Here is a 21,011-nt window from a genome sequence, read left to right on the forward strand (position 1 = left end):
GCATCAAACGCGTTCGATCACCAGCGCAATGCCCTGGCCTACGCCAATGCACATCGTGCACAGCGCATAACGGCCGCCAGTGCGATGCAGTTGATACATCGCCGTCGTCACCAGGCGCGCACCGCTCATGCCGAGCGGGTGACCCAGCGCGATGGCGCCGCCGTTCGGGTTGACGCGCGGGTCGTCATCCCGCAAGCCGAGCTGGCGCGTCACCGCCAAGCCTTGCGCGGCAAACGCCTCGTTCAGCTCGATCACGTCCATCTGGTCGATCGTCAGGCCCAGTTGCTTGAGCAGCTTCTGCGAGGCCGGCGCCGGGCCGATCCCCATCACGCGCGGCGGCACGCCAGCGGTAGCCATGCCGACAATGCGCGCACGCGGCGTCAGGCCAAAGCGTTTTGCCGATTCCTCATTGGCGAGCAGCAACGCGCAGGCGCCGTCGTTCACACCCGAGGCATTGCCGGCGGTGACGGTGCCGTCCGGGCGCACCACGCCCTTGAGCTTGGCCAGCGCTTCCATGGTGGTTGCGCGCGGATGCTCGTCGCGGCTCACGACAATGGCATCGCCCTTCTTCTGCGGAATCGTCACCGCGGTGATTTCCTGCGCGAGCGTGCCGTCTTCCTGCGCACGCGCTGCGTTGGCTTGGCTGCGCAGCGCAAAGCGGTCCTGGTCTTCGCGGTTGACGTTGTAGTCGGTGGCGACGTTCTCGGCGGTTTCGGGCATCGAGTCGACGCCGTACTGCGCCTTCATCAGCGGGTTGATGAAGCGCCAGCCGATCGTCGTGTCATAGATGGCGGCGTCGCGCGAGAAGGCGCTGGCGGCCTTGCCCATCACGAACGGCGCGCGGCTCATGCTCTCCACACCGCCGGCGATCATCAGCGACGTTTCACCGGCACGGATGGCGCGCGCGGCGGTGCCGGTGGCATCCATGCCTGAGCCACACAACCGGTTGATGGTCGAACCCGGCACGCCCTCAGGCAACCCGGCCAGCAGCGACGACATGCGCGCCACATTGCGGTTGTCTTCACCAGCCTGGTTGGCGCAGCCGAAGATCACGTCGTCGATGGCCGACCAGTCGACCTGCGGATTGCGCGCCATCAGCGCCTTGAGGGGCACCGCGCCCAGGTCGTCCGCGCGCACGGCGGACAGGCTGCCGCCGTAGCGGCCGATGGGGGTGCGAATGGCGTCGCAGATAAAGGCTTGCGTCATGATGGTTTGTCTCCAGCAATGTAAGCGTTATGAACGACGCAGCGGCGCGGCCGTCAGCGTCTGCAGCGTATCGAAATCGAGGCCGTCGGCCATCTCGCGCACCACCAGCCCCTCGGGCGTGATGTCGATCACGGCAAGGTCGGTGTAGATGGTATCGACACAGCCGACGCCCGTCAGCGGGTACGTGCACGCCTGCACGATCTTGCTGTCGCCCTGCTTGGTCTGGTGCTCCATCATCACAAAGACCCGCTTGGCTCCGATGGCCAGATCCATTGCCCCACCCACGGCCGGAATCGCATCCGGTGCACCGGTGTGCCAGTTGGCCAGATCACCCGTGGCCGACACCTGGAAGCCGCCGAGCACGCAATAGTCGAGATGGCCGCCTCGCATCATGGCAAACGAATCGGCGTGATGGAAGAACGACGCGCCTGGCTTGATGGTGACAGGCTGCTTACCCGCATTGATGAGGTCTTCATCCTCATCACCGGGTGCGGGTGCCGGGCCCATGCCGAGCAAGCCGTTTTCGGTGTGCAGGATGATCTCGCGATCGGCAGGCAACTGGTTGGCCACCAGCGTCGGCAGGCCGATACCGAGGTTGACGATGGAGCCATCGGGAATATCGCGCGCCACGCGGGTGGCGATCTGGTCGCGCGTCCAGCGCTTGAATTGGGTGGTTGCTTCGGCGCTCATGCGGCCTCCTTGGCTTGTGCAGCGCTGCCGAGTTGGACGACACGCTTGACGAAAATGCCGGGCGTGACGATGTGCTCCGGGTCCAACGCGCCCAGCTCCACTGTCTCGCTGACTTGCGCAATGGTGCATTTGGCCGCCATGGCCATCACGGGGCCGAAGTTGCGCGCGGTCTTGCGGTAGACGAGGTTGCCCCAGCGGTCCGCCCGCAGGGCCTTGATGAGCGCGTAGTCGGCGGTCAGCGGCAGCTCGAATACGTACGGTTTGCCGTCGATGATGCGCGTTTCCTTGCCTTCGGCCAATTGCGTGCCGTACGCGGTCGGGCAGAAGAACCCGCCAATGCCGGCACCCGCGGCGCGGATGCGCTCGGCCAGATTGCCTTGCGGCACCAGTTCCAGCTCGATCTCGCCGGCGCGGTAAAGCGCGTCGAACACGTAGGAATCGGCCTGGCGCGGGAACGAGCAGATGATCTTGCGCACACGGCGTGCCTTGAGCAGCGCGGCAAGGCCCGTCTCGCCGTTGCCGGCGTTGTTGTTGATGATGGTGAGGTCACGCGCGCCGTGGGCAATGAGCCCGTCGATGAGCTCAGAGGGCATGCCAGCGGTACCGAACCCGCCAATCATGATGGTGGCACCGTCAGGGATATCGGCCAGCGCGGCCTCCACAGACGGACAAATCTTGTTGATCACGTGCATTCTCCGGCAGGGGCACCACGCATGTTGATCGCCTGGCGCCGCTCGGAGCATCGCGGGGCCACAAGTCACGCAAATGGCCGGGCCGCAAAGGCGCGGCCTGCGAGTCTCCTGATTGATGACTGGATCGACACAGGCCTTTGCTGTCCGGCCCACGCTTCCTTTTGTTCGATATACGAACTCACGTTCGATCCAAGAACTAATCTACGCCCGGGCTCCCGGCCGTGTCAAGGCGTACGCATAGCGATCAGGCGTTCGAGTGGCGAAACTTGTGGAATATCAGTAGTCTTGAGGTCAGTACTCCGCTTTCGCTTCTCTGCATGTCCGCCGCCGAACTTCCTGCCGAAAAACCCAGCGATTCCTACGTGCAATCCTTCGCACGCGGGTTGTCCGTCATCCGCGCCTTCAATGCGGAGCGGCCCGAGCAGACGCTCTCCGAAGTTGCCGAAGCAACCGGCCTCACGCGCGCAGGCGCCCGCCGCATCCTGCTGACGCTGGTGAGCCTGGGCTACGTCAGCTTTGAAGGGCGCCTGTTCCGGCTCACGCCCAAGATTCTCGACCTGGGTTTCGCCTATCTCACCTCGATGCCGTTCTGGAACCTCGCCGAGCCGGTGATGGAAGAGCTGGTGCAGACGGTGCATGAGAGCTGCTCCGCCTCGGTGCTCGATGGCACGGAAATCGTCTACGTGCTGCGCGTGCCCACGCAGAAGATCATCGCGTTGAACCTGGCGGTCGGCAGCCGCCTGCCGGCCTTCTGCACGTCGATGGGGCGCGTGCTGCTGTCCGGCCTGTCGGAAGATCGGCTCGACATCGTGCTGCGCGAATCCGACCGCCGCGCGCGCACGCAGCGCACCGTCACCGAAGTCGATGCCTTGAAGGCGGTCATTGCCGGCGTGCGCCAGCAGGGCTGGGCGCTGGTTGACCAGGAGTTGGAGGAAGGGCTGATCTCGTTGTCAGCGCCGATCCGCAATCGGGCGGGCGATATCATCGCCGCCATGAACATCAGCGGGCAGGCCAACCGTACGTCAGCCAAGCAGATGACCAAGCAGTTTCTCGAACCATTGCAGGCAGCGGCCGAGCGCATCTCGGCCATGGTGCGTGTGCGGACCTGATCGCAAGCAAGTTGCGTGCGATTGGGTGCATTAGGCGCCTCGCATCCCGGCGTTTTTTTCAATAAAATTGTGGCTTCGTGGGCAAAGAGGATGTCTGTGACTCAACACGCCGCCATTCGGATCGGTCTGGATGTGAAAGGCCGCCTGCGTTGCCGTCAGACGAGTGGTCGGGCAAGCGCTGCGCGCGCCCTGGCGATTGCCCTGCCGTTGCTGGCCAGCCCCCTGTGGGCACAATCGCAGTCCTCGGCCGGAGCTTCTGCCCTGCAGGAGTTGACTCCGCTGGCACGCATGCTGGTCGGTGCCGCCACCGGCCGCAGCACCGCTGCAGCCGGCGTGCCTGCCCTCACCGGCCCCGCCCGCAATACCGATCGGGCGCTCACCCAGGCTTGCACGGAAATCAACCGTTTCACCCCCATCCCGCTCGACCGGGAGACCGCGCTTGTGCAATGCACGCTGGCGCAGAAGAAGAATCTCGTCTTCCTCATCACGCTGACCAACTACGCAGCCCACTCGGCTGCGTCGCAGGGTTTCCGGCTGAACTTCGTGCCCATCCTGCAGAAGAACATCTGCAACAACGGCGACGTACGCATCCTGACGCGCCTGGGCCTGAGCCTGGCCTACCGCTATCGCGGCAACGACCACGAGATGGTCGGCGACGTGCCCATCAACGAAACCATCTGCGGCGCCCTGTAAGACAAGCGCACGGCACCGGGAATCCCCCGATGGAGCCGGGTCGGTTGCCATGTCATTAATGGCAACCCATGTCTTCTTTCCATAACAAGCACGCCGTGCCTCAATCCTGCCGCGCCTGCATTTGAGCCACCTCAGCCAGCGTTGCCGACAACCCGTAAGCCCGCCCGCGCAATTCGTCCCAACCCGTTTTCCAGCCTGCGTTTGTGCCCGTCGGCATGGTCTATAGTTGGGCGGCTTGCGCTGCCGTCATATGGTTATCCGGATAGCGAGCAGCCAAGCTTGTCGCACGCCTGTATGCTCGCGGTCGATCTTGATTCACGCACTGCCACCCATCCAAGTCGTCAAGGAGGAAATCCGATGAAAACAAACCGACGTCTGACACAAGTTGCCGGCGCCGCCGTCCTGGCCGCTGCCACCCTGGTCGCCACGACCGCCCATGCCGACCAGCTCGCCGACATCAAGAAGAAAGGTGAACTCGTCTGCGGCGTGCTCGGCACCGACGAGCCGTTCAGCTTCCTGAAAGACCCGATGAGCCGCGAAATCGTCGGCTACGACGTCGATATGTGCGACGCCGTGGCCAAGAGCATCGGCGTGAAGCCCGTGCTCAAGCAACTGGCCGTGGCCGCGCGCCTGCCCGAACTACAGCAAGGCCGCGTGGATCTGCTGGCCGCCTCGCTCACGCACAACAAGGAGCGCGAGGCGCAGATCGACTTCTCGGTGTCGACCTTCATCACCGGCCAGAAGGCCATGGTCAAGAAGGACAGCGGCATCACGTCGCTCAGCCAGCTGGATGGCAAGAAGCTCCTGACGGTCAAGGGTTCCACCATGGAAGCCAACATCGCCAAGACCATCAAGAATGCCGATGTCGTGTCGTTCGACAACAGCCCGCAAGCGCTACTGGCCCTGCAACAAGGCAAGGGCGTCGCCTACGTGAACGACGAGACCACGCTGATCGGCAACATGGCCAAGATGGGCCCGGTGGCCAAGGACTACGCGCTCCTGCCGCAGAACCTGTCGACCGAGCACCTCGCGCTGGGCATCCGCAAGGGGGAGCCGGCCTTCAAGAAGCAGGTTGACGACGTGCTGCTGGGCATGGAAAAGAGCGGCGAAGCACAAAAGCTGTTCGACAAGTGGTTCGGCCCGACCACGAAGATGGCCTTCCCGCAGCGCACCTTCAAGATTTCCACCGACAAGATCGACTAACTACAAGTCGGGCCGCCTGGACCGGGGTTTCAACCTCGGCCGGGCGGTATGAAACTCCATGCCCCAATTTGATTTGTCGATGCTGCTCTCGGGGCAGTATCACCAGTGGCTTGTCAGCGGCTTCTTCCTGTCGATCAAGCTATCGCTGCTGGCCTTCGTGCTGGCGTTGCCGCTTGCGATCGTGGTGGCGCTGCTGCGCCTGGCACCGGCCGCACCGTTGCGCGCCATCGGCCAGACCTATGTTGAAGCCATCCGCAATGTGCCGCTGCTTGCGCACATGCTGTTCTGGTATTTCGGCGCGCCGCAGATCCTGCCGCAGTTCATCAAGGACTGGCTCTATAGCCTGAACTACGAAGCCGCGAGCGCCGTCATCGCACTCGTGCTCTACACGGCCGCCTATATGGCGGAGGACATCCGCAGTGGCATCCGCTCGATCCCCAAGGAGCAACTGGAAGCCAGCCGCGCACTCGGCCTTTCTTTCCTTCAGGCGATGCGGCTCGTCGTGCTGCCGCAATCGCTGCGCGTGACCGTACCGCCGCTGGTCAGCCAAACGCTGAGCCTATGGAAGAATTCCAGCATCGCCATGGTGATCGGCGTGGCTGAGCTGATGTACCAGGCACAACAGGTGGAGTCCGCCACCTTCCGCGGCTTTGAAGCGTTTGCGTTTGCCACGGCGGCCTATCTGACCATTTCGATTGCGATCACGGTGTTCTCCGCCTGGTATCAGCATCGCTATCCTGTGCGGACGCTGTAGCCATGCTCGACCTCATTCAAACCTACGGCGTTTACTACCTGATCGGCCAGTATCCGAACGGCCCGCTGGGCGGTCTGGCGCTGACGTTCCTGCTGGCTTCCGCCGGGCTGATCCTGGCGCTACCGGTGGGCATCGTGCTGGGCCTGTGCCGCGTGAGCCCGTTTGCCATGCTGCGCTGGCCGGCCACGGCGCTCGTCTACGTGGTGCGCGGCACACCGCTGCTCATGGTGATCTTCTGGGCGTACTTCCTGCTGCCCACCATCACCGGCCAGCGTACGGACCAGTTCAGCACCATGCTGACCGCACTGGTGATCTTTGACGGTGCCTATCTGGCGGAGATCGTGCGCGCCGGCATCCAGGCTCTGCCTCGTGGGCAAATGGAATCCGCCCGCTCACTCGGTCTGTCGTATATGCAGGCAATGCAGCGCGTGATCCTGCCGCAGGCACTGCGCAACATGCTGCCGTCGCTGGTCAACCAGCTCGTCTCCACCATTAAAGAGACCTCGCTCGGCTACATCATCAGCCTGCCCGAAGTGTCGTTCGTGGCGGGGCAGATCAGCACGGCCGTCATGGTCAAGTCTGCCGAGGTCTACGGCCTGCTAGCGATCAGCTATTTCGTGATGTGCTTCAGCCTGACCCGCGTGGCGTTCTTCCTGGAGCGGCGCCTTGCCGCACACGCTCCATCCAAACCATGAACATGATTACGATCGAACACGTCGACAAGTGGTATGGCGAGTATCACGCCCTCGTCGACATCAATGAAACCGTCGCCCAGGGCGAGGTTGTGGTGGTGTGCGGGCCGTCGGGCTCGGGCAAGTCAACGCTGATCCGCACGCTGAACCGACTGGAGGCGATCCAGAAAGGCCGCATCATCGTCAACGGGCAGGATGTGCACGCACACGGCGTGAACGTGAACGTCCTGCGCAGCGGCATTGGCTTCGTGTTTCAGCAGTTCAACCTGTTTCCGCACCTGACGGTCATGCAAAACTGCACGTTGGCACCAGTGCAACTCAAGCGCATGCTGCCGCAGGAAGCGCGCGACTTTGCGATGCGTCTGCTTGAACGCGTAGGCCTGCCGCACAAGGCCGACGCCTACCCCGGCGAACTGTCCGGCGGGCAGCAACAACGCGTGGCAATTGCCCGTGCGCTGGCCATGAAACCGCCGGTGATGCTGTTCGATGAGCCGACCTCCGCGCTGGACCCGGAGATGGTGAACGAAGTGCTGCTGGTCATGAAAGACCTTGCCCGCGACGGCATGACCATGGTCTGCGTGACACACGAAATGGGTTTTGCACGTGAAGTGGCCGACCGCGTGATCTTCATGGACCAAGGCCAGGTGCTGGAGCGCGCCAAACCCGAAGACTTCTTCCTGCGCCCACAGCATCCGCGTGCGCAGCGATTCCTCGCAGACATCCGCTCGCCGTGGGCCCAACCCGCGTGAGCCCAGGTATTGCGCAATAAAAAACGGGGGACGATGATGTCCCCCGTTTTTCGTTTGTGCTGCTAGCGCTCTTATTGAATCGCCTTATCGTTCGGGTGAGCGTACAACTCCTTCATCCCCGTCGTCATCGGGTAGTTCAGGTTCAGGCCCTTCGGCGGAATCGGCGACAGGAACCACTTCTTGTACAGGTCATTGGCCTTGCCCGACTTCATCAGGTCGGCAATCACGTCGTCGGCCACCTTCTTGAACGCCGGATCGTCCTTGCGCATCATGCATGCGTAGGTCTCGGTCTGCAGCGGCGTGCCGGTCACGACCCAGTCGGCCTGGTTCTTGGCCTTGGTGCGCTCGCCGTACAGCAGCGGCTCATCCATCACGAAGGCGACGGCACGGCCCGACTCCAGCGTCAGGAACGCCTGGCCGTGATCCTTGGCGAGGATCAGGTTCATCTTGTCGGCATCCTTTGCTTCACCGTTCATCTTCTGCAGGATGCGGTCTTCAGTGGTGCCGGCGGTGGTCACCACGGTCTTGCCCTTCAGGTCCGGGAAGTCCTTGATGCCCGAATCCTTCTTCACCAGCATCAGCATGCCGTAGATGAAGATGTTGTTCGAGAACGCGACCTGCTTCTGGCGCTCAAGGTTGTTGGTGGTCGAGCCGCACTCGAAATCGATCGTGCCGTTCTGCAGCAGCGAGATGCGGTTCTGCGACGTGATCGGCGTGAGCTTGACCTGCAGCTTCTGCACCCCCAGCTTCTTCTCCACACCGGCAACGATCATGTTGGAGATTTCTTGCGAGTAACCGGTGATGGTGTTCGCATCGGCCTGGTACGAGAACGGAATCGACGACTCACGATAGCCGACGGAAATCACGCCCGATTGCTTGATCTTCGCCAGCGTGTCGTTCGACTGTGCCTGCGCGCCGGTGGACAGCGCAGCCAGGGCGCCGGTCGCAGCCAGCGTCAGTCCGCACAGGATGCGTTTGGTCGAATTGATCGTATGCAGCGTCTTCATGCTTCCCCTCCTTTGGGTGTGTTCGCTTCAGACTTCTTTGATTACCAATTGGCGCAAGCGATCAAGCTTGCACGCTCGGTCTTTTGAATCTCTTTGCTTCTATCACGCGGCCAATGCGTAGGGCGCTGGAGAAATCACCGGCTTGCGCCCCGCGATCATGTCTGCCAGCAGGCTTGCACTGCCGAGCGCCAGCGTAAAGCCCAATGCGCCGTGGCCGACATTCAGCCACAAGCCTTCCACCGGCGATGCGCCAACCACCGGCACACCGGTCGGCGTTGCCGGGCGCATGCCCGCCCACGGCGCCGCATCGGCACCCGCGTCATTGGCACGCATGGCGCCCGGAAACAGCGCGCGGGTTTCGTTGTACAAGGTCTGCACGCGGCGGGTGTCGAGCGCGGTCGACCAGCCGACCAGATCAGCCATGCCGGCCACACGCAGCGTCTGTCCCGCAGTTCCCCCAATCCGGGCATAGACGATCTTGCGCGCCGCGTCCGTCACGCTGATAAGCGGCGCAACATCGCCTTCGCCCAGCGGCAGGCTGATGCTGTAGCCCTTGAGCGGATAAAGGCCAGGGTCGATTCTCAGCGGGCCGAGCAGCTTGGCGCTGGTGACACCGGCGGCCATCACCACCGCATCGGCTGCGAGTTGCTCGCCGCCTGCCAGCGTCACGCCGCGCACGCGACGCCCTTCCGTCCACAGCGCGTTGACCCCGGTGTTGAAGCGCAGCGTCACGTTGGGCATCTCGCGCAGCCGGTTGAACAGGCCCACGCAGAGTTGGTGGCAATCGGCCACGTCTTCATCGGGCGTATAGATCGCACCGACGATCTGGTCGCGCACCCCGGCGAGTGCGGGTTCGTGGGCAATGGCCTCGTCGGCGGACAGGGCGTGCTGCTCGCAGCCCAGCGTGGTCTGGTAGCCGACCTGGGCGCGGGCGGATTCGAAGGCTGCGGCATCGCGGTGCACCACCAGCTTGCCGCGGCGGGCAAAGCTGAAGGCCAGTTCGGGCGATGCCTCGCGCAGGGCTTCCATGCGGGTGCGGCTGTAGAACGACAGGGCGAGCAACTCGCGTGTGGTGCGGTCGGCACGCTCGCGGTTGCAGGCTGCGATGAAGCGCAGGCCCCAGCGCAGCAGTGCCGGGTCTAGCGAAGGCTTCAGGCGTAGCGGCGAATCGCTGCGCAGCAGCCAGCCCGGTACGTGCGAAAGCACGCCGGGGCCGGCCAGTGGCGCCACATAGCTGTAGCTGAGCTGGCCGCCGTTGGCGTAGCTGGTGCCCTCGCCCGGGCCCGGATGGCGTTCGATCAGGGTGACCTGATGGCCTTCCTGGGCCAGCGCGATTGCTGTGCTGATGCCGATGATGCCGGCGCCGACTACTGCGATTTGCATGAAGAAGCTGCGACTTGGAGAAGTGTTGTCGGCAGCTTAAGGAGGCGGGGGGGTGTTGCGCAAATGCGGAGTTGTTGGGGGGGATGTTGTGGGGCTATGGGTTGTGTTTGGTTCTTGCTTGTTTGGGTCTTGGTGGTCCATCCCTTGTTTCATCCCCTGCCGGGGCTGACTCACTTTCTTTGTCTTGCCAAAGAAAGTAAGCAAAGAAAGGCGCGCCCGATGCGGCGACACACTCCTTGAATTTCCGTGACCGGGCGGGGAAGGAGCCAAACTCGCTTCGCTCAGACAAGGCTCCTTCCATTTTTCCGCCCGCTCACAAAAATTCAAGGCGCCGCATAGGGCAGGAACGTCAAAAGCCAAACCAACGCGGCGCTTGTGTTGGCGCCGGGGCATGCGCGGCTTACTTTCCGCCGGCGGCGGCCCAGTCGATGGCGGCGTCGAACAGCTTGCGCCCCGTCGGCGTGAGGTTCGGGAAGGTTTCGTTGTCCAGGAAGAAGAACACGCGGCGGGCGGGGGCGAGTGTTTCGTAGTCCATCGTTGCGCCTTTCTCGTAGCCGAAGATGGTGGCCTTGCTCGGGTCGCCCGCCACGCTGGCGATGATGCTTGCGCCCAGGCCCGGCTTGCCCCAGCCCATCGGGGCGTCCTTGGCGTAACCCACGGCCACGCCGGCGGGCACGCCGCCCGAGAGGGGGTGCGGTGCGTTGACCATCCACAGATAGTGCTCCTTTTCAGCCATGCCGAAATCGGTGCCGAGGCGCTTGCCGGTCATCGCCAGATCATCGAGCAGGTCGTTCTCCCATGTCATCAGCGGGACGGGCACGTTACGGTAGGCGCCCAGCAGATCGCGCGAGCGCACGGTGGACGACAGCACAACGAGGTCGAAATCTTTCGCGCGCTCGGCCGGTTGGTATTGGTCGTACAGCGTGACGGCGTAGCCGCGCGATTCGAGATGCGCGACGATCTGCTTGTCGATCGGCAGGCTCTTGCCTTGCATGCGGACGACCATCAGGACGGTCTTGCCGGTGCCGGGTTGGGTCTCTGCGGCAGCGGGTTGGGTGAAGGCGAATGCCATCAAAACGACAGCGCAAAAACGAAGCAGCGATTGCATGGGTTGCACTCCTGAAAACATCATCACAGGTCGATCTTCATGCCGAGCTTGAACAGGCGTGGCGCGCCCATCGACAGGCGGTTGTTGCCCGCACCAGCCCAGTAGCGTTTGTCGGTCAGGTTGTCGACGTTGAACTGCAGCGTGGTGCGCTTGCCCGAGATGCGGGTGACGTAACGCACGCCGGCGCTGAACAGCGTGGTGCCGCCCAGCTCTGCCTGGTTGGCGTCATTCACGGGGCGCGGGCCGAGGTAGTACGCACCAGCGTTGAAGGACACCGAGCGCAGCATCGGCAGGGTGTATTCCGCAAACACACTGGCGGTGCTGCGCGGCGTGTTTTCGGGCGTGTTGCCGTTCAGGCCGTTGCCGACGCCGCGGAACTTGGCGTCGGTCCACCCAGCGGAGGCCAACAGCGACAAGTCTTTCGTGACGCGACCCTGCGCGGTCAGTTCAACACCGCGAATGCGCTCGCGGCCATCCTGCACGAAGACGTTGGCATTGTTGGTGTAGCTGGCGGCGCGGTCGATGTCGTAGACGGCGGCGGCAAGCTGCGTGCCGGCCGGCGTTTCATAGCGCACGCCCACTTCCTTCTGTTCGGACAGCGCCGGCGGCATCGCCACGTTGGCGTTGGCGGCGGTATTCGGTGCGCGTGCGCCGGCCTCAAGCCCCTGTGCATACGACGCATATGCCGACAGCGTGGGCGTGAACTTGTAGATGACGGCGCCCAGCGGCGTGGTCTTGCTGGCCTCGTAGCGGTTGGGGGCCTGCGTGCTGGTGTAGCTCGTGTAGCGCAGGCCAGCAATCACCTGCCAGTGCTCCGACAGCGTCATGCGATCCATCGCGTAGACCCCCGTATCCACAGCGCGCTGCGCAGGCGTGGTGTTGTTGCCTTGCGTCGGCAACCAGCCGAGGTCGGTCGGGTTGTACAGGTTCTGTGCGCCGCTGAAGCGGTCGGAGTACACCGCTGCCTGGCGGAAGTCCGAGCGCGCCACGCCAAACGTCAGTTCATGCGTGATCCAGCCCGTCTTCTCCGTGCCGTTGATGTCTGCGCGCACATGGCTCGTGTGCCACAACCCGCTCTGGCGGTTACCGGAGATCGTGCCCGCGCCGGTGATCGGGTTGGTCAGGCGGAATTCCGTGAAGGCGCGCGTGCGCGCCGTTTCCGACATGCCGCCCTCCACGGTCAGCAACCATGCATCACTGAGCGCGTAGTCGGCACGCAGCAGTGCATTGGTGGTGTTGCCGTTGAAGTCTGCCCAGCCCGGCGCCAGTCGCTTGGTCGGATCCGGCATGGCGGGCAGCGTGATCACACCGTTCTTGGCCGCCGGCAGCGTCACCACGGATTGCTCGGTGATGATCTTGCGCGAGTACTCCACGTCCGCCTTCAGGCTCAGGCGGCTGTTGACCTTCCAGTCGAACGCCACGGCCCCGAGCTGGCGCGTGCCATCAATGCCGCTGGTGGGCGATTGCAGCGAGCCACCTGCGGCGTTGAAGCGGATGCCGTACTGGTTGTCTTCACCAAAGCGGCGGGCCACGTCCAGCGTGCTGACGATCGAGCCATTGCTATCGAACTGCACACCCAGCGTGGTGACCGGCGTGTTGCCCGCGCGCTTGGTGACGAGGTTCACGACGCCGCCCGGCGTGGTGTAGCCGTAGTACAGCGCCGACACACCCTTGAGCACTTCCACGCGCTCCTTGTCTTCCAGCGGAATGGCCGCGAGCGCTGCAATCGGCATCGAGCCGTTGAAGCGGAAGTTGGTGCGGTTCTCCATCGTCACCCCGCGGATGGCGAGGTTGTCGAAGGTCTCGCCCGAGAGCTGCTGGCGCGTCACGCTTGCCGTGTTGCGCAGCGCATCGAACAGCGACGTGTCCTGCTGCGCGTCGAGCGCCTCGCGCGTGACCACATTTACCGTGGCAGGAATGTCGCGCAATGCCATCCCCCGGAACGCGCCCACCTCTGCCGTGCTGGCGGCAAAGCCGCGCTGGCTGCGCGCGGTGACGGTGGTTTCGTCCAGGTCGACCTTGGCGTGATTGCCGGCAGCGGGTTGGGTGTCGTCGGCACGCGCAGGCGTGGCGGTGAGCAAAGCGGCAAGAGGAATGGCGGCAAGCGCGCACGGCAGCGCACGGGCCGCCGCAGTGGCCACAGTATGGCGGGTCATCGCGGGCAAAGGGTCGACAGGATTGGTCAAACCGAGCGCGCCCCGACATGCATGTCATGCACTGGGGAAGAAGAAAAAACGCGCCGCAGAAACATCACGCGGCGCGTCGATCCGTTGGCTTGCAGGTGAAGACCCGCTGGCTCGCCCGGCAGAAGCGATGGCCAGCGATCAGGCAAGGTGCCCGCTGCCGCCCATCAAATGAGAATGATTCGCATTATATATTTTGAAATGTGATGTAAGCAACCATTAATTCGGCACCCCCTGCTTCCACTGTGGCCAGAGGTTGACGATGTCGTCCAGCAACGGCTTGGCCGCATTGACAAGGTTATGCGTGGCCGGCACGAAACCGCCCTGCTGCGCGTAGTTGATCAGGCCGTCCGTTGCCGTCTGGCCGTCGTACGGGCGGTCAAAGTCGGAGCCCGCCCGCAGCAGCGCCACCCGGCTGAAATCGACCTTGCCGGCGCGGGCACCGCGCGTAAGTACTTCCAGCGTGGCGTTGTCCTCCTGCGCGGTGGTGCAGTAGGTGCCCTTGTTGTCGGTCATCGTCTTCACCCAGTCACGCGCGCGCTGGCCCAGGTTGCGGCCGGCCCACCATGTATCGGCCGAAGCCACATCGCACTGGATGACCGCGGGCGGCTGATTGGCCGGCGCAAACGCGTAGTTCTTGCGGAAGGCGATGGCCTCTGGGCTGTCTTCCAGCGTGGCCGATTTCGACAGCGTGAACGCCTTCTGCAACAGCGTCTCGTTCAGCTGGAACACTTCAGTGCGGTAGTCCAGCGGTGGCTTCTGCCCAGGGCCTTTGGTGCCGATGCCAAAGTAGCCGTAAGGCCAGCCGGTGGGCATTTCGCGTGCGTCGATCTCGTGCGACAGACCGTAGTCCACTGCATAGCGTGCCCATGCCGCCGAGCCCACCGTACCCTGCCCCGGATCGATGCCCGCAATGCCGGCGATCACGAAGTAGGTGTGCGTCAGGTCCAGCTTGCTGCGATAGAGCAACGCGGAAATGGTCGACGCCGCATTCGCGTAACCCATGCCGGTGGTCACCTGGCAGATGCCGTCGACGTTGCACAGCATGTTGGGCGCGTCGGGTGACAGGCCGGAGATATAGACCTCCTCCTTCAGGTCATAGCGGTCGATAAAGGGCTGGGCTTCGCCCTGGAACATGTTGATGACGATGACCTTGACGCCATCGTACGCACAGCTGTTCAAGGTCAGCGCGGCCGCGCCCACGGCGAGCAGCTTGGTGATGGAACGCATGGGGGTTGTGGTCCGGGAATCGATCATGGCGAGGGCACTCCGTGTTTCCACACGCTCCAGCGCGTGACGATCTCGTTGACCAGCGGACCGCCCGCCAGATAGAGGTTGTTGAGCGACGGCACGAATCCGCCCGAGTTGCTGTTGACCAACGAGTCATACGGCGTCTGCCCCGGATACGGTCGGTCGAAGTTGGACGCGGTACGCAGCACGGCCACGCGTTGCAGATCGAGCAGGCCTGCCTTCGACCCGCGCGTCAGCGCTTCAAACGTGGCGTTGTCTTCCTGCTGCGTGGTGCAGTAGGTGCCCTGCCCATCGGTCAGCAGCTTGACCCACGCGGCTTCACGCTCGCCCATCTTGGCGCCGTGCCAGTACGTATTGCCGGCAGCGGTGTCGCACTGCACGACCGCTGGGGGCTGGTTGGCCGGTGCGCTAGGGTAATTGGCGCGATACGCGCGTGCGGTGGCATTGTCGTCAAGCGCCGCACCCTTGGAGAGCGCCAGCGCCTTCTGCAGCAATGCCTCGTTCACGCGAAACACTTCCGTCTTGTAGTCCAGCGGCGGCTTCTGCCCCGGGCCCTGCGTGTTGATACCGATGAAGCCGCTGGGCCAGTTGGCGGGCACTTCGCGCGCGTCGATCTCCCACGCGATGTCGCTATCGACCAGGAAACGCGCCCACGCAGCGCTGCCCAGCGTGCCTTGCGACGGATCGATCCCGGCAATGCCTGCCACCAGGAAGTACGTGCGCTGCAGGTCAAATTTGCCGCTGTAGATCAGCGCCGACATCGACGACGCCGCATTTGCCTTGCCCATGCCGGTGGTGAGCTGGCACACGTCGTTGGCGTTGCAGTGCACGCTCGGATAGTCGATCGACAGGCCGGGCACGGGCACGTCCTGCGTGAGGCCCAGCTTGTCGATCCACGGCTGCGCCTCGGGCGCAAACATGCTGATGATCAGCACCTTGACCTTGCGCGCGTGCGATTCTGGCGCGAGCTGCGCAACCGGCTGGGTCGATGCGCCAATGCCGGCGGCCACCAGCACGCCGGCCGCGACCGCCCGTAGCAATCGTTTGCTGCGCCGCGCAGCCAAAGGCTCTGGCGGCACGGCGTCGACCTTGTCAGATAGGACGCTCATGGTTCTCCTCGGATTTGGGGGGTAACGGGTACGACGGGCACTGCGGGGGCACAACAAGCTCGGTCAATGCAAATTGCCTGCCAGGCTGCCTGCAACCCGCAGCGTCTGACCGGTATAGGCGATGGCTCGACCTGTCTCCAGCATTGGAGGCATCGGCCAACTTGTTTGCGTTGCGTAGACAAGACGCCACCCAAGTGCCGGATGCCCCAAAAGGCGCATCTAGCCAGCCTCGCACGCCGGTGGAAATCGATTGCTCAGATTCCGGCGCAGGCGCTCAGGGTCTCCGTAAGACGAGCGTGATGTACTCCAGGCCGCCTCGGCACACCTTGCCGGGCAGCTTGTTTGTCACGCATCAGCCGATCGGCCGGGTTCTCCGGACCGCATCCGGCAAACCGGAAACTCTCTCGTCATGCTGGAACCGACACGCCCTGGACGGCGGAGCGTCAACACGCCCGCCGCGACCGCTCACGCGCGTGACCTCAACTCGAGTGCCGCCGCGCTGTCCGCCAACGCGGTCATGGCATCTGCAGCCCAAGCGGCGTACGCCTGGCCGTGGCAGGCCTTGCGCAAATCGCGCACGTGGATCTTCGCGGTGCTCATCGCCTGCGCCTACCTGCTGCCGGGCACGCTCGGCCACGACCCCTGGAAACAGGACGAGACCTACACGTTCGGCATCATCCAGCACATGCTGGAGACCGGCGACCTGATCGTACCGACCAGTGCAGGGCAGCCCTTTGTAGAGAAGCCGCCGCTGTATGCGTGGGTCGCGAGCAGCCTGGCCTGGCTGCTGTGGGATGAACTGCCTGCGCACGACGCCGCGCGGCTCGCCAGCGCGCTGTTTGCTGGCCTGGCCTTCGCCTTCACCGCGCGCCTGGCACGCGCCGCCACCAACGCGCCTTCGTGGGCTGACCCGCGTGTGCTCGGCACATTGGCGCTGTGCGCGGGCTCGCTGATCGTGGTCAAACACACGCATGACATGATCACCGATGTGGCCCTGCTGGCCGGCACCGCCATCGGCTTCTGCGGGCTGTTCGAATGCGTGCAGGCAGCCGTGCAGACCACGACGCACAGGCGCGGCTCCGCAGTGTGGCTTGGCGTGGGTATGGGGATCGCGCTGTTGGCAAAGGGCGTGTTCATTCCGCTGGTGTTCTGCATCACGCTGGTCGGGGCGTGCGTGCTGTTTCCCGCCTGCCGCAGCCGCGCGTTCCTGCGCCAGCTCGCCACCGCCGCGCTGGTGTTCCTGCCCTTCGCCACGATCTGGCCAACGTTGTTCTACCTGCGTGCACCAGACCTATTCCACGTCTGGTTCTGGGACAACAACATCGGCCGCTTCCTGGGCTTTTCCGTGCCGGTGCTGGGCGCGGAGAACGACGACCCGTTCTACGTCTGGCACTCGCTGCTGACCATCGGTTTTCCCGCCGGGCCACTTGCATTACTCGCATTGGCCCGTGGCGCCTGGCGCGAGTGGCGGGCACCACGCGTGGCCCTGCCGGCCATCTTCGCGGGTGTGGGGCTGCTCGCGCTGCAGGTCTCTGCAACAGCGCGCCCGCTCTACCTGCTGCCCTTCATGGTGCCGCTGGCGCTGCTCGGCCAGCAGGCAATCGCGCGACTGCCCATGCGGCTCCATGTCGGATGGGATTACCTCAGCCGGGTGTTGTTTGGCGGCATTGCAGTACTGGCGTGGCTGCTGTGGGCGGTCATGACGGAGAACACCTCGCGCGCGGGCGTGCGCTGGCTTGACCGCTGGTTGCCGGTCGACTGGACCATGCCTATCGAACCCTGGCTCGTGGGTGCCGCACTGGTGCTCACGATTGGATGGCTGCGCCTGCTGCCGTATCTACGGCAAGCGGGGGCATGGCGCGGCGCGCTGTCCTGGGCGGCCGGCGCCCTGGTGGGCTGGGGATTGGTCGCCACCCTGCTGCTGCCCTGGCTGGACGAAGCCAAGAGCTATCGCTCGGTGTTCAACAACCTCAGCAGCAAGCTGGCCCCGGCGTGGCACGCAGACGACTGCATGGCGAGCCTGCATCTGGGTGAGTCCGAGGCGCCGATGCTGCACTACTTCACCGGCATCCTGCACCGCCCGCTGGCGCAGTCGTCAACGCACGCGTGCCGATGGCTGATCCTCCAGGACAGCCACACGCACGCACGAACGCCCGGCCGCGAATGGCTGCCGTTCTGGTCCGGCGCACGCCCCGGTGACCGGAACGAGCGGCTGCGGGTCTTTATGCGGGTGCCCCCAGTCTTGCTCACACAGTCCATCCGGCATTGACCAGCCCAAACAAAACGGCGCGCGCCCCGTTGCCGGGAACGCGCGCCGTTCAGCGCATCTAGTAGGAGGCGTTACATCACACCTTCTGCTGCACCCAGGCGACCACACCCGCCAGTGCCTGCGGCAGGTTATCCGGCTCGGTACCACCTGCTTGAGCCATGTCCGGGCGGCCACCACCCTTGCCGCCGACCTGCTGGGCGACAAAGTTGACCAGCTCGCCGGCCTTGACCTTGGCCGTCGCGTCCGCCGTCACACCGGCGATCAGCGCGACCTTGCCGTCGCTCACGCTGCCCAGCACGATGGCGGCGGTCTGCAGCTTGTCCTTGAGCTTGTCCATGGTCTCGCGCAGCGTCTTGGCATCCGCGCCGTCGAGCTTGGCAGCCAGCACCTTGATGCCGGCCACGTCCACGGCCTGGCTCACCAGCTCGTCGCCCTGGCTTGCAGCCAGCTTCGACTTCAGGCGCTCCAGTTCCTTCTCCAGCGTCTTGACCTGGTCCTGCACCTGGCCGATGCGCTGCGTCAGTTCCGACGGCTGTGCGCGCAGAGCGGCAGCCGCTTCGTTGATGCGCGTGTCGAGCGTCTGCAGGTAGTGCAGTACGTTGTCGCCGGTAATCGCTTCCACGCGGCGGATGCCGGCGGCCACGCCCGACTCGCCCACGATCTTGAACAGGCCGATGTCACCGGTGCGCGCCACGTGGGTGCCGCCGCACAGTTCCTTCGACGTGCCGATCGACAACACGCGCACTTCGTCGCCGTATTTCTCGCCAAACAGCGCCATCGCGCCGTTCTTGACTGCATCGTCAAAGCCCATGATCTGGGCGCTGGTGGCAGCGTTGGCGAAAATTTCTGCGTTGACGCGGGCTTCCACTTCGCGGATCTGCAGCGGCGTCATCGGTGCGTTATGCGAGAAGTCGAAGCGGGTCTTGTCGGCATCGACCAGCGAGCCCTTCTGCTGCACGTGGCCGCCCAGCACTTCGCGCAGGGCCTTGTGCATCAGGTGGGTGGCCGAGTGGTTGCGCATGGTGCGCGCGCGACGCACGGCGTCCACTTCCGCAGCCACGGCATCGCCAACCTTCAGCACGCCGGTGCGCAGCTCGCCGTGGTGGCCGAACACTTCGGGCTGCACCTTGAGCGTATCGGCCACGTCAAACCAGACGGTGGCGGCCTTGAGCGTGCCCTGGTCGCCAACCTGACCGCCGGATTCCGCATAGAACGGCGTGTGGTCCAGCACCACCACGCCGGTCTGGCCCGGGTGCATTTCCTGCACCGACGCACCGTCGACGAACAGCGCCGTCACGCGCGCGGTTTCGCGCACGAGCTGGTCGTAGCCGTGGAAGGTGGTCTTGTCGCCGGTGTAGTCGAGCGTGCCGGCGGCCAGCTTGAACTTGCCGGCGGCGCGTGCCTGCTCGCGCTGGCGGTTCATGGCGGCGTCAAAAGCAGCTTCGTCGACGATCACGTCGTTCTCGCGGCAGACGTCTTGCGTCAGGTCCAGCGGGAAGCCATAGGTGTCGTGCAGCTTGAAGGCGAGTTCGCCGTCGAGCATCTTGCTGCCCGACGCCTTCAGTTCGCCCAGCGCGCTGTCGAGGATCGACATGCCGTGCTCGATGGTCTCGAAGAAGCGGGCCTCTTCCGTGCGCAGCACCTCGACCACGCGGTCGCGCGCGTCACGCAGTTCCGGATAGGCCTCGCCCATCTGCGCAAAGAGGTCGTCCACCAGCTTGTGGAAGAACGCGGCGCGGCAGCCCAGCTTGTAGCCGTGGCGGATGGCGCGGCGGATGATCCGGCGCAGCACGTAGCCGCGGCCTTCATTGCCCGGGATCACGCCGTCGACGATCAGGAACGAGCACGCGCGAATGTGGTCGGCAATCACGCGCAGCGAGTTGTTCGACAGATCCTTCGTGTTGGTCTCGCGCGCGGCGGCAGCGATGAGCGCCTGGAACAGGTCGATCTCGTAGTTGCTGTGCACGTGCTGCAGGATGGCAGCCAGGCGCTCCATGCCCATGCCGGTGTCGACGCACGGTGCGGGCAGCGGGGTCAGCGTGTATTCGCCGGTCGCCGGATCGAGCTGGCGGTCGAACTGCATGAACACGTTGTTCCAGATCTCGATGTAGCGATCGCCGTCGGCTTCCGGGCTCCCCGGGGGGCCGCCCCACACGTCCGGGCCGTGGTCGTAGAAGATTTCCGAGCACGGGCCGCACGGGCCGGTTTCAGCCATCTGCCAGAAGTTGTCGGAGGCATACGGTGCGCCCTTGTTGTCGCCGATGCGCACAACGCGCTCGGGCGGCAGGCCGATGACCTTGGTCCAGATGTCGTAAGCCTCGTCGTCGGTCTGGTAGACGGTGGCCCACAGCTTATCGGCCGGCAGCTTGTATTCCTGCGTCAGCAGCTCCCACGCCCACACGAGTGCGTCGCGCTTGAAGTAGTCGCCGAACGACCAGTTGCCGAGCATCTCGAAGAACGTGTGGTGACGCGCCGTGTAGCCGACGTTTTCCAGATCGTTGTGCTTGCCGCCGGCGCGCAGGCAGCGCTGCACGGAGGCCGCACGCACGTACGGGCGCTTGTCGGTGCCGAGGAAGACGTCCTTGAACTGCACCATGCCGGAGTTGGTGAACAGCAGCGTCGGGTCGTTGCCCGGCACCAGCGGCGAGGAGCGCACCACGGTGTGGCCCTTGCCCTCAAAGAAGGTCAGGAATTTTTGGCGGATATCGGAGGCTTTCATGTCGCGGGGTGCCGAGTCAGCATTGCGCCTGGGAGCATCCCGCTCCTGAGCGCCTTGGATTAGTGCAAACCGTTGATTATACGGGGTTCGCTCCCGGGTCGCGCCCAATCGGCGCCGCATTTCCCCCGGTTGGTCGCATGGGCCTACGGGCTCGCCGGGGCGTGGTGTAGAGTGCACCCGTTCCGATTGTGCAG

The 21,011-nt window shown here is 64.4% G+C and carries 17 protein-coding genes; 7 read left to right on the plus strand and 10 right to left on the minus strand.

Features of this window, described 5'->3' with window-relative positions; genetic code table 11:
• Positions 1–3 precede the first annotated feature (3 nt).
• The 3 genes from pcaF to C404_RS43880 are packed head-to-tail and all read right to left on the minus strand — an operon-like array spanning position 4 to position 2,582.
• Positions 4–1,206 (minus strand): 3-oxoadipyl-CoA thiolase, encoded by a 1,203-nt coding sequence (gene pcaF, locus C404_RS43870; protein ID WP_021195158.1) that lies wholly within the window; start codon positions 1,204–1,206, stop codon positions 4–6.
• Positions 1,207–1,233: 27 nt separating this feature from the next.
• A complete protein-coding gene (locus C404_RS43875) occupies positions 1,234–1,896 on the minus strand; it encodes a CoA transferase subunit B (RefSeq protein WP_021195159.1) in 663 nt (220 codons plus the stop codon).
• Entirely contained in the window at positions 1,893–2,582 is a 690-nt protein-coding gene (locus tag C404_RS43880; RefSeq protein ID WP_031329435.1) for a 3-oxoacid CoA-transferase subunit A, read from the minus strand. Before C404_RS43880 ends, C404_RS43875 begins: the two co-directional genes overlap by 4 nt.
• A gap of 323 nt (positions 2,583–2,905) precedes the next feature.
• On the opposite strand from C404_RS43880, the gene C404_RS43885 reads away from it, so the two are divergent.
• The 6 genes from C404_RS43885 to C404_RS43910 all read left to right on the plus strand — a co-directional run bounded on the left by C404_RS43885 (position 2,906) and on the right by C404_RS43910 (position 7,788).
• Positions 2,906–3,697 (plus strand): IclR family transcriptional regulator, encoded by a 792-nt coding sequence (locus tag C404_RS43885; RefSeq protein ID WP_021195161.1) that lies wholly within the window; start codon positions 2,906–2,908, stop codon positions 3,695–3,697.
• A 90-nt stretch (positions 3,698–3,787) separates the two neighbouring features.
• On the plus strand, positions 3,788–4,390 hold the full coding sequence (locus tag C404_RS43890) for a hypothetical protein (protein ID WP_021195162.1): 603 nt from the start codon (positions 3,788–3,790) through the stop codon (positions 4,388–4,390).
• Between the two features lie 357 nt (positions 4,391–4,747).
• On the plus strand, positions 4,748–5,593 hold the full coding sequence (locus tag C404_RS43895; protein WP_021195163.1) for an ABC transporter substrate-binding protein: 846 nt from the start codon (positions 4,748–4,750) through the stop codon (positions 5,591–5,593).
• Positions 5,594–5,651: 58 nt separating this feature from the next.
• Complete coding sequence (locus tag C404_RS43900; protein ID WP_021195164.1) at positions 5,652–6,347, plus strand: amino acid ABC transporter permease; 696 nt, start codon at positions 5,652–5,654, stop codon at positions 6,345–6,347.
• A gap of 2 nt (positions 6,348–6,349) precedes the next feature.
• Complete coding sequence (locus C404_RS43905) at positions 6,350–7,042, plus strand: amino acid ABC transporter permease (protein WP_021195165.1); 693 nt, start codon at positions 6,350–6,352, stop codon at positions 7,040–7,042.
• Positions 7,039–7,788, plus strand: coding sequence for an amino acid ABC transporter ATP-binding protein (locus tag C404_RS43910; RefSeq protein WP_021195166.1), 750 nt, complete (start codon positions 7,039–7,041; stop codon positions 7,786–7,788). Before C404_RS43905 ends, C404_RS43910 begins: the two co-directional genes overlap by 4 nt.
• A 71-nt stretch (positions 7,789–7,859) precedes the next feature.
• On the opposite strand, the gene C404_RS43915 is transcribed toward C404_RS43910, so the two are convergent.
• The 6 genes from C404_RS43915 to C404_RS43940 all read right to left on the minus strand — a co-directional run bounded on the left by C404_RS43915 (position 7,860) and on the right by C404_RS43940 (position 15,829).
• A complete protein-coding gene (locus tag C404_RS43915) occupies positions 7,860–8,795 on the minus strand; it encodes a glutamate/aspartate ABC transporter substrate-binding protein (protein ID WP_021195167.1) in 936 nt (311 codons plus the stop codon).
• 102 nt (positions 8,796–8,897) lie between these two features.
• Positions 8,898–10,178, minus strand: a complete 1,281-nt coding sequence (locus C404_RS43920; RefSeq protein WP_021195168.1) for a D-amino acid dehydrogenase — start codon at positions 10,176–10,178, stop codon at positions 8,898–8,900.
• A 400-nt stretch (positions 10,179–10,578) separates the two neighbouring features.
• Entirely contained in the window at positions 10,579–11,286 is a 708-nt protein-coding gene (locus C404_RS43925) for a hypothetical protein (RefSeq protein WP_021195169.1), read from the minus strand.
• Positions 11,287–11,309: 23 nt separating this feature from the next.
• Positions 11,310–13,442 (minus strand): TonB-dependent siderophore receptor, encoded by a 2,133-nt coding sequence (locus C404_RS43930; protein WP_021195170.1) that lies wholly within the window; start codon positions 13,440–13,442, stop codon positions 11,310–11,312.
• 246 nt (positions 13,443–13,688) lie between these two features.
• On the minus strand, positions 13,689–14,726 hold the full coding sequence (locus C404_RS43935) for a purine-nucleoside phosphorylase (RefSeq protein WP_021195171.1): 1,038 nt from the start codon (positions 14,724–14,726) through the stop codon (positions 13,689–13,691).
• Entirely contained in the window at positions 14,723–15,829 is a 1,107-nt protein-coding gene (locus C404_RS43940; protein WP_021195172.1) for a purine-nucleoside phosphorylase, read from the minus strand. Before C404_RS43940 ends, C404_RS43935 begins: the two co-directional genes overlap by 4 nt.
• A gap of 409 nt (positions 15,830–16,238) precedes the next feature.
• Between C404_RS43940 and C404_RS43945 the strand changes: the two genes are divergently transcribed.
• On the plus strand, positions 16,239–18,098 hold the full coding sequence (locus C404_RS43945; protein ID WP_021195173.1) for an ArnT family glycosyltransferase: 1,860 nt from the start codon (positions 16,239–16,241) through the stop codon (positions 18,096–18,098).
• 76 nt (positions 18,099–18,174) lie between these two features.
• Here the strand turns inward: C404_RS43945 and alaS are convergent, their stop codons facing one another.
• Positions 18,175–20,817 (minus strand): alanine--tRNA ligase, encoded by a 2,643-nt coding sequence (gene alaS, locus C404_RS43950; RefSeq protein WP_021195174.1) that lies wholly within the window; start codon positions 20,815–20,817, stop codon positions 18,175–18,177.
• Between the last annotated feature and the right edge of the window lie 194 nt (positions 20,818–21,011).

Origin of the sequence: Ralstonia sp. AU12-08, assembly GCF_000442475.1 — a bacterium.
In the GTDB taxonomy this organism is placed as follows: domain Bacteria; phylum Pseudomonadota; class Gammaproteobacteria; order Burkholderiales; family Burkholderiaceae; genus Ralstonia; species Ralstonia insidiosa.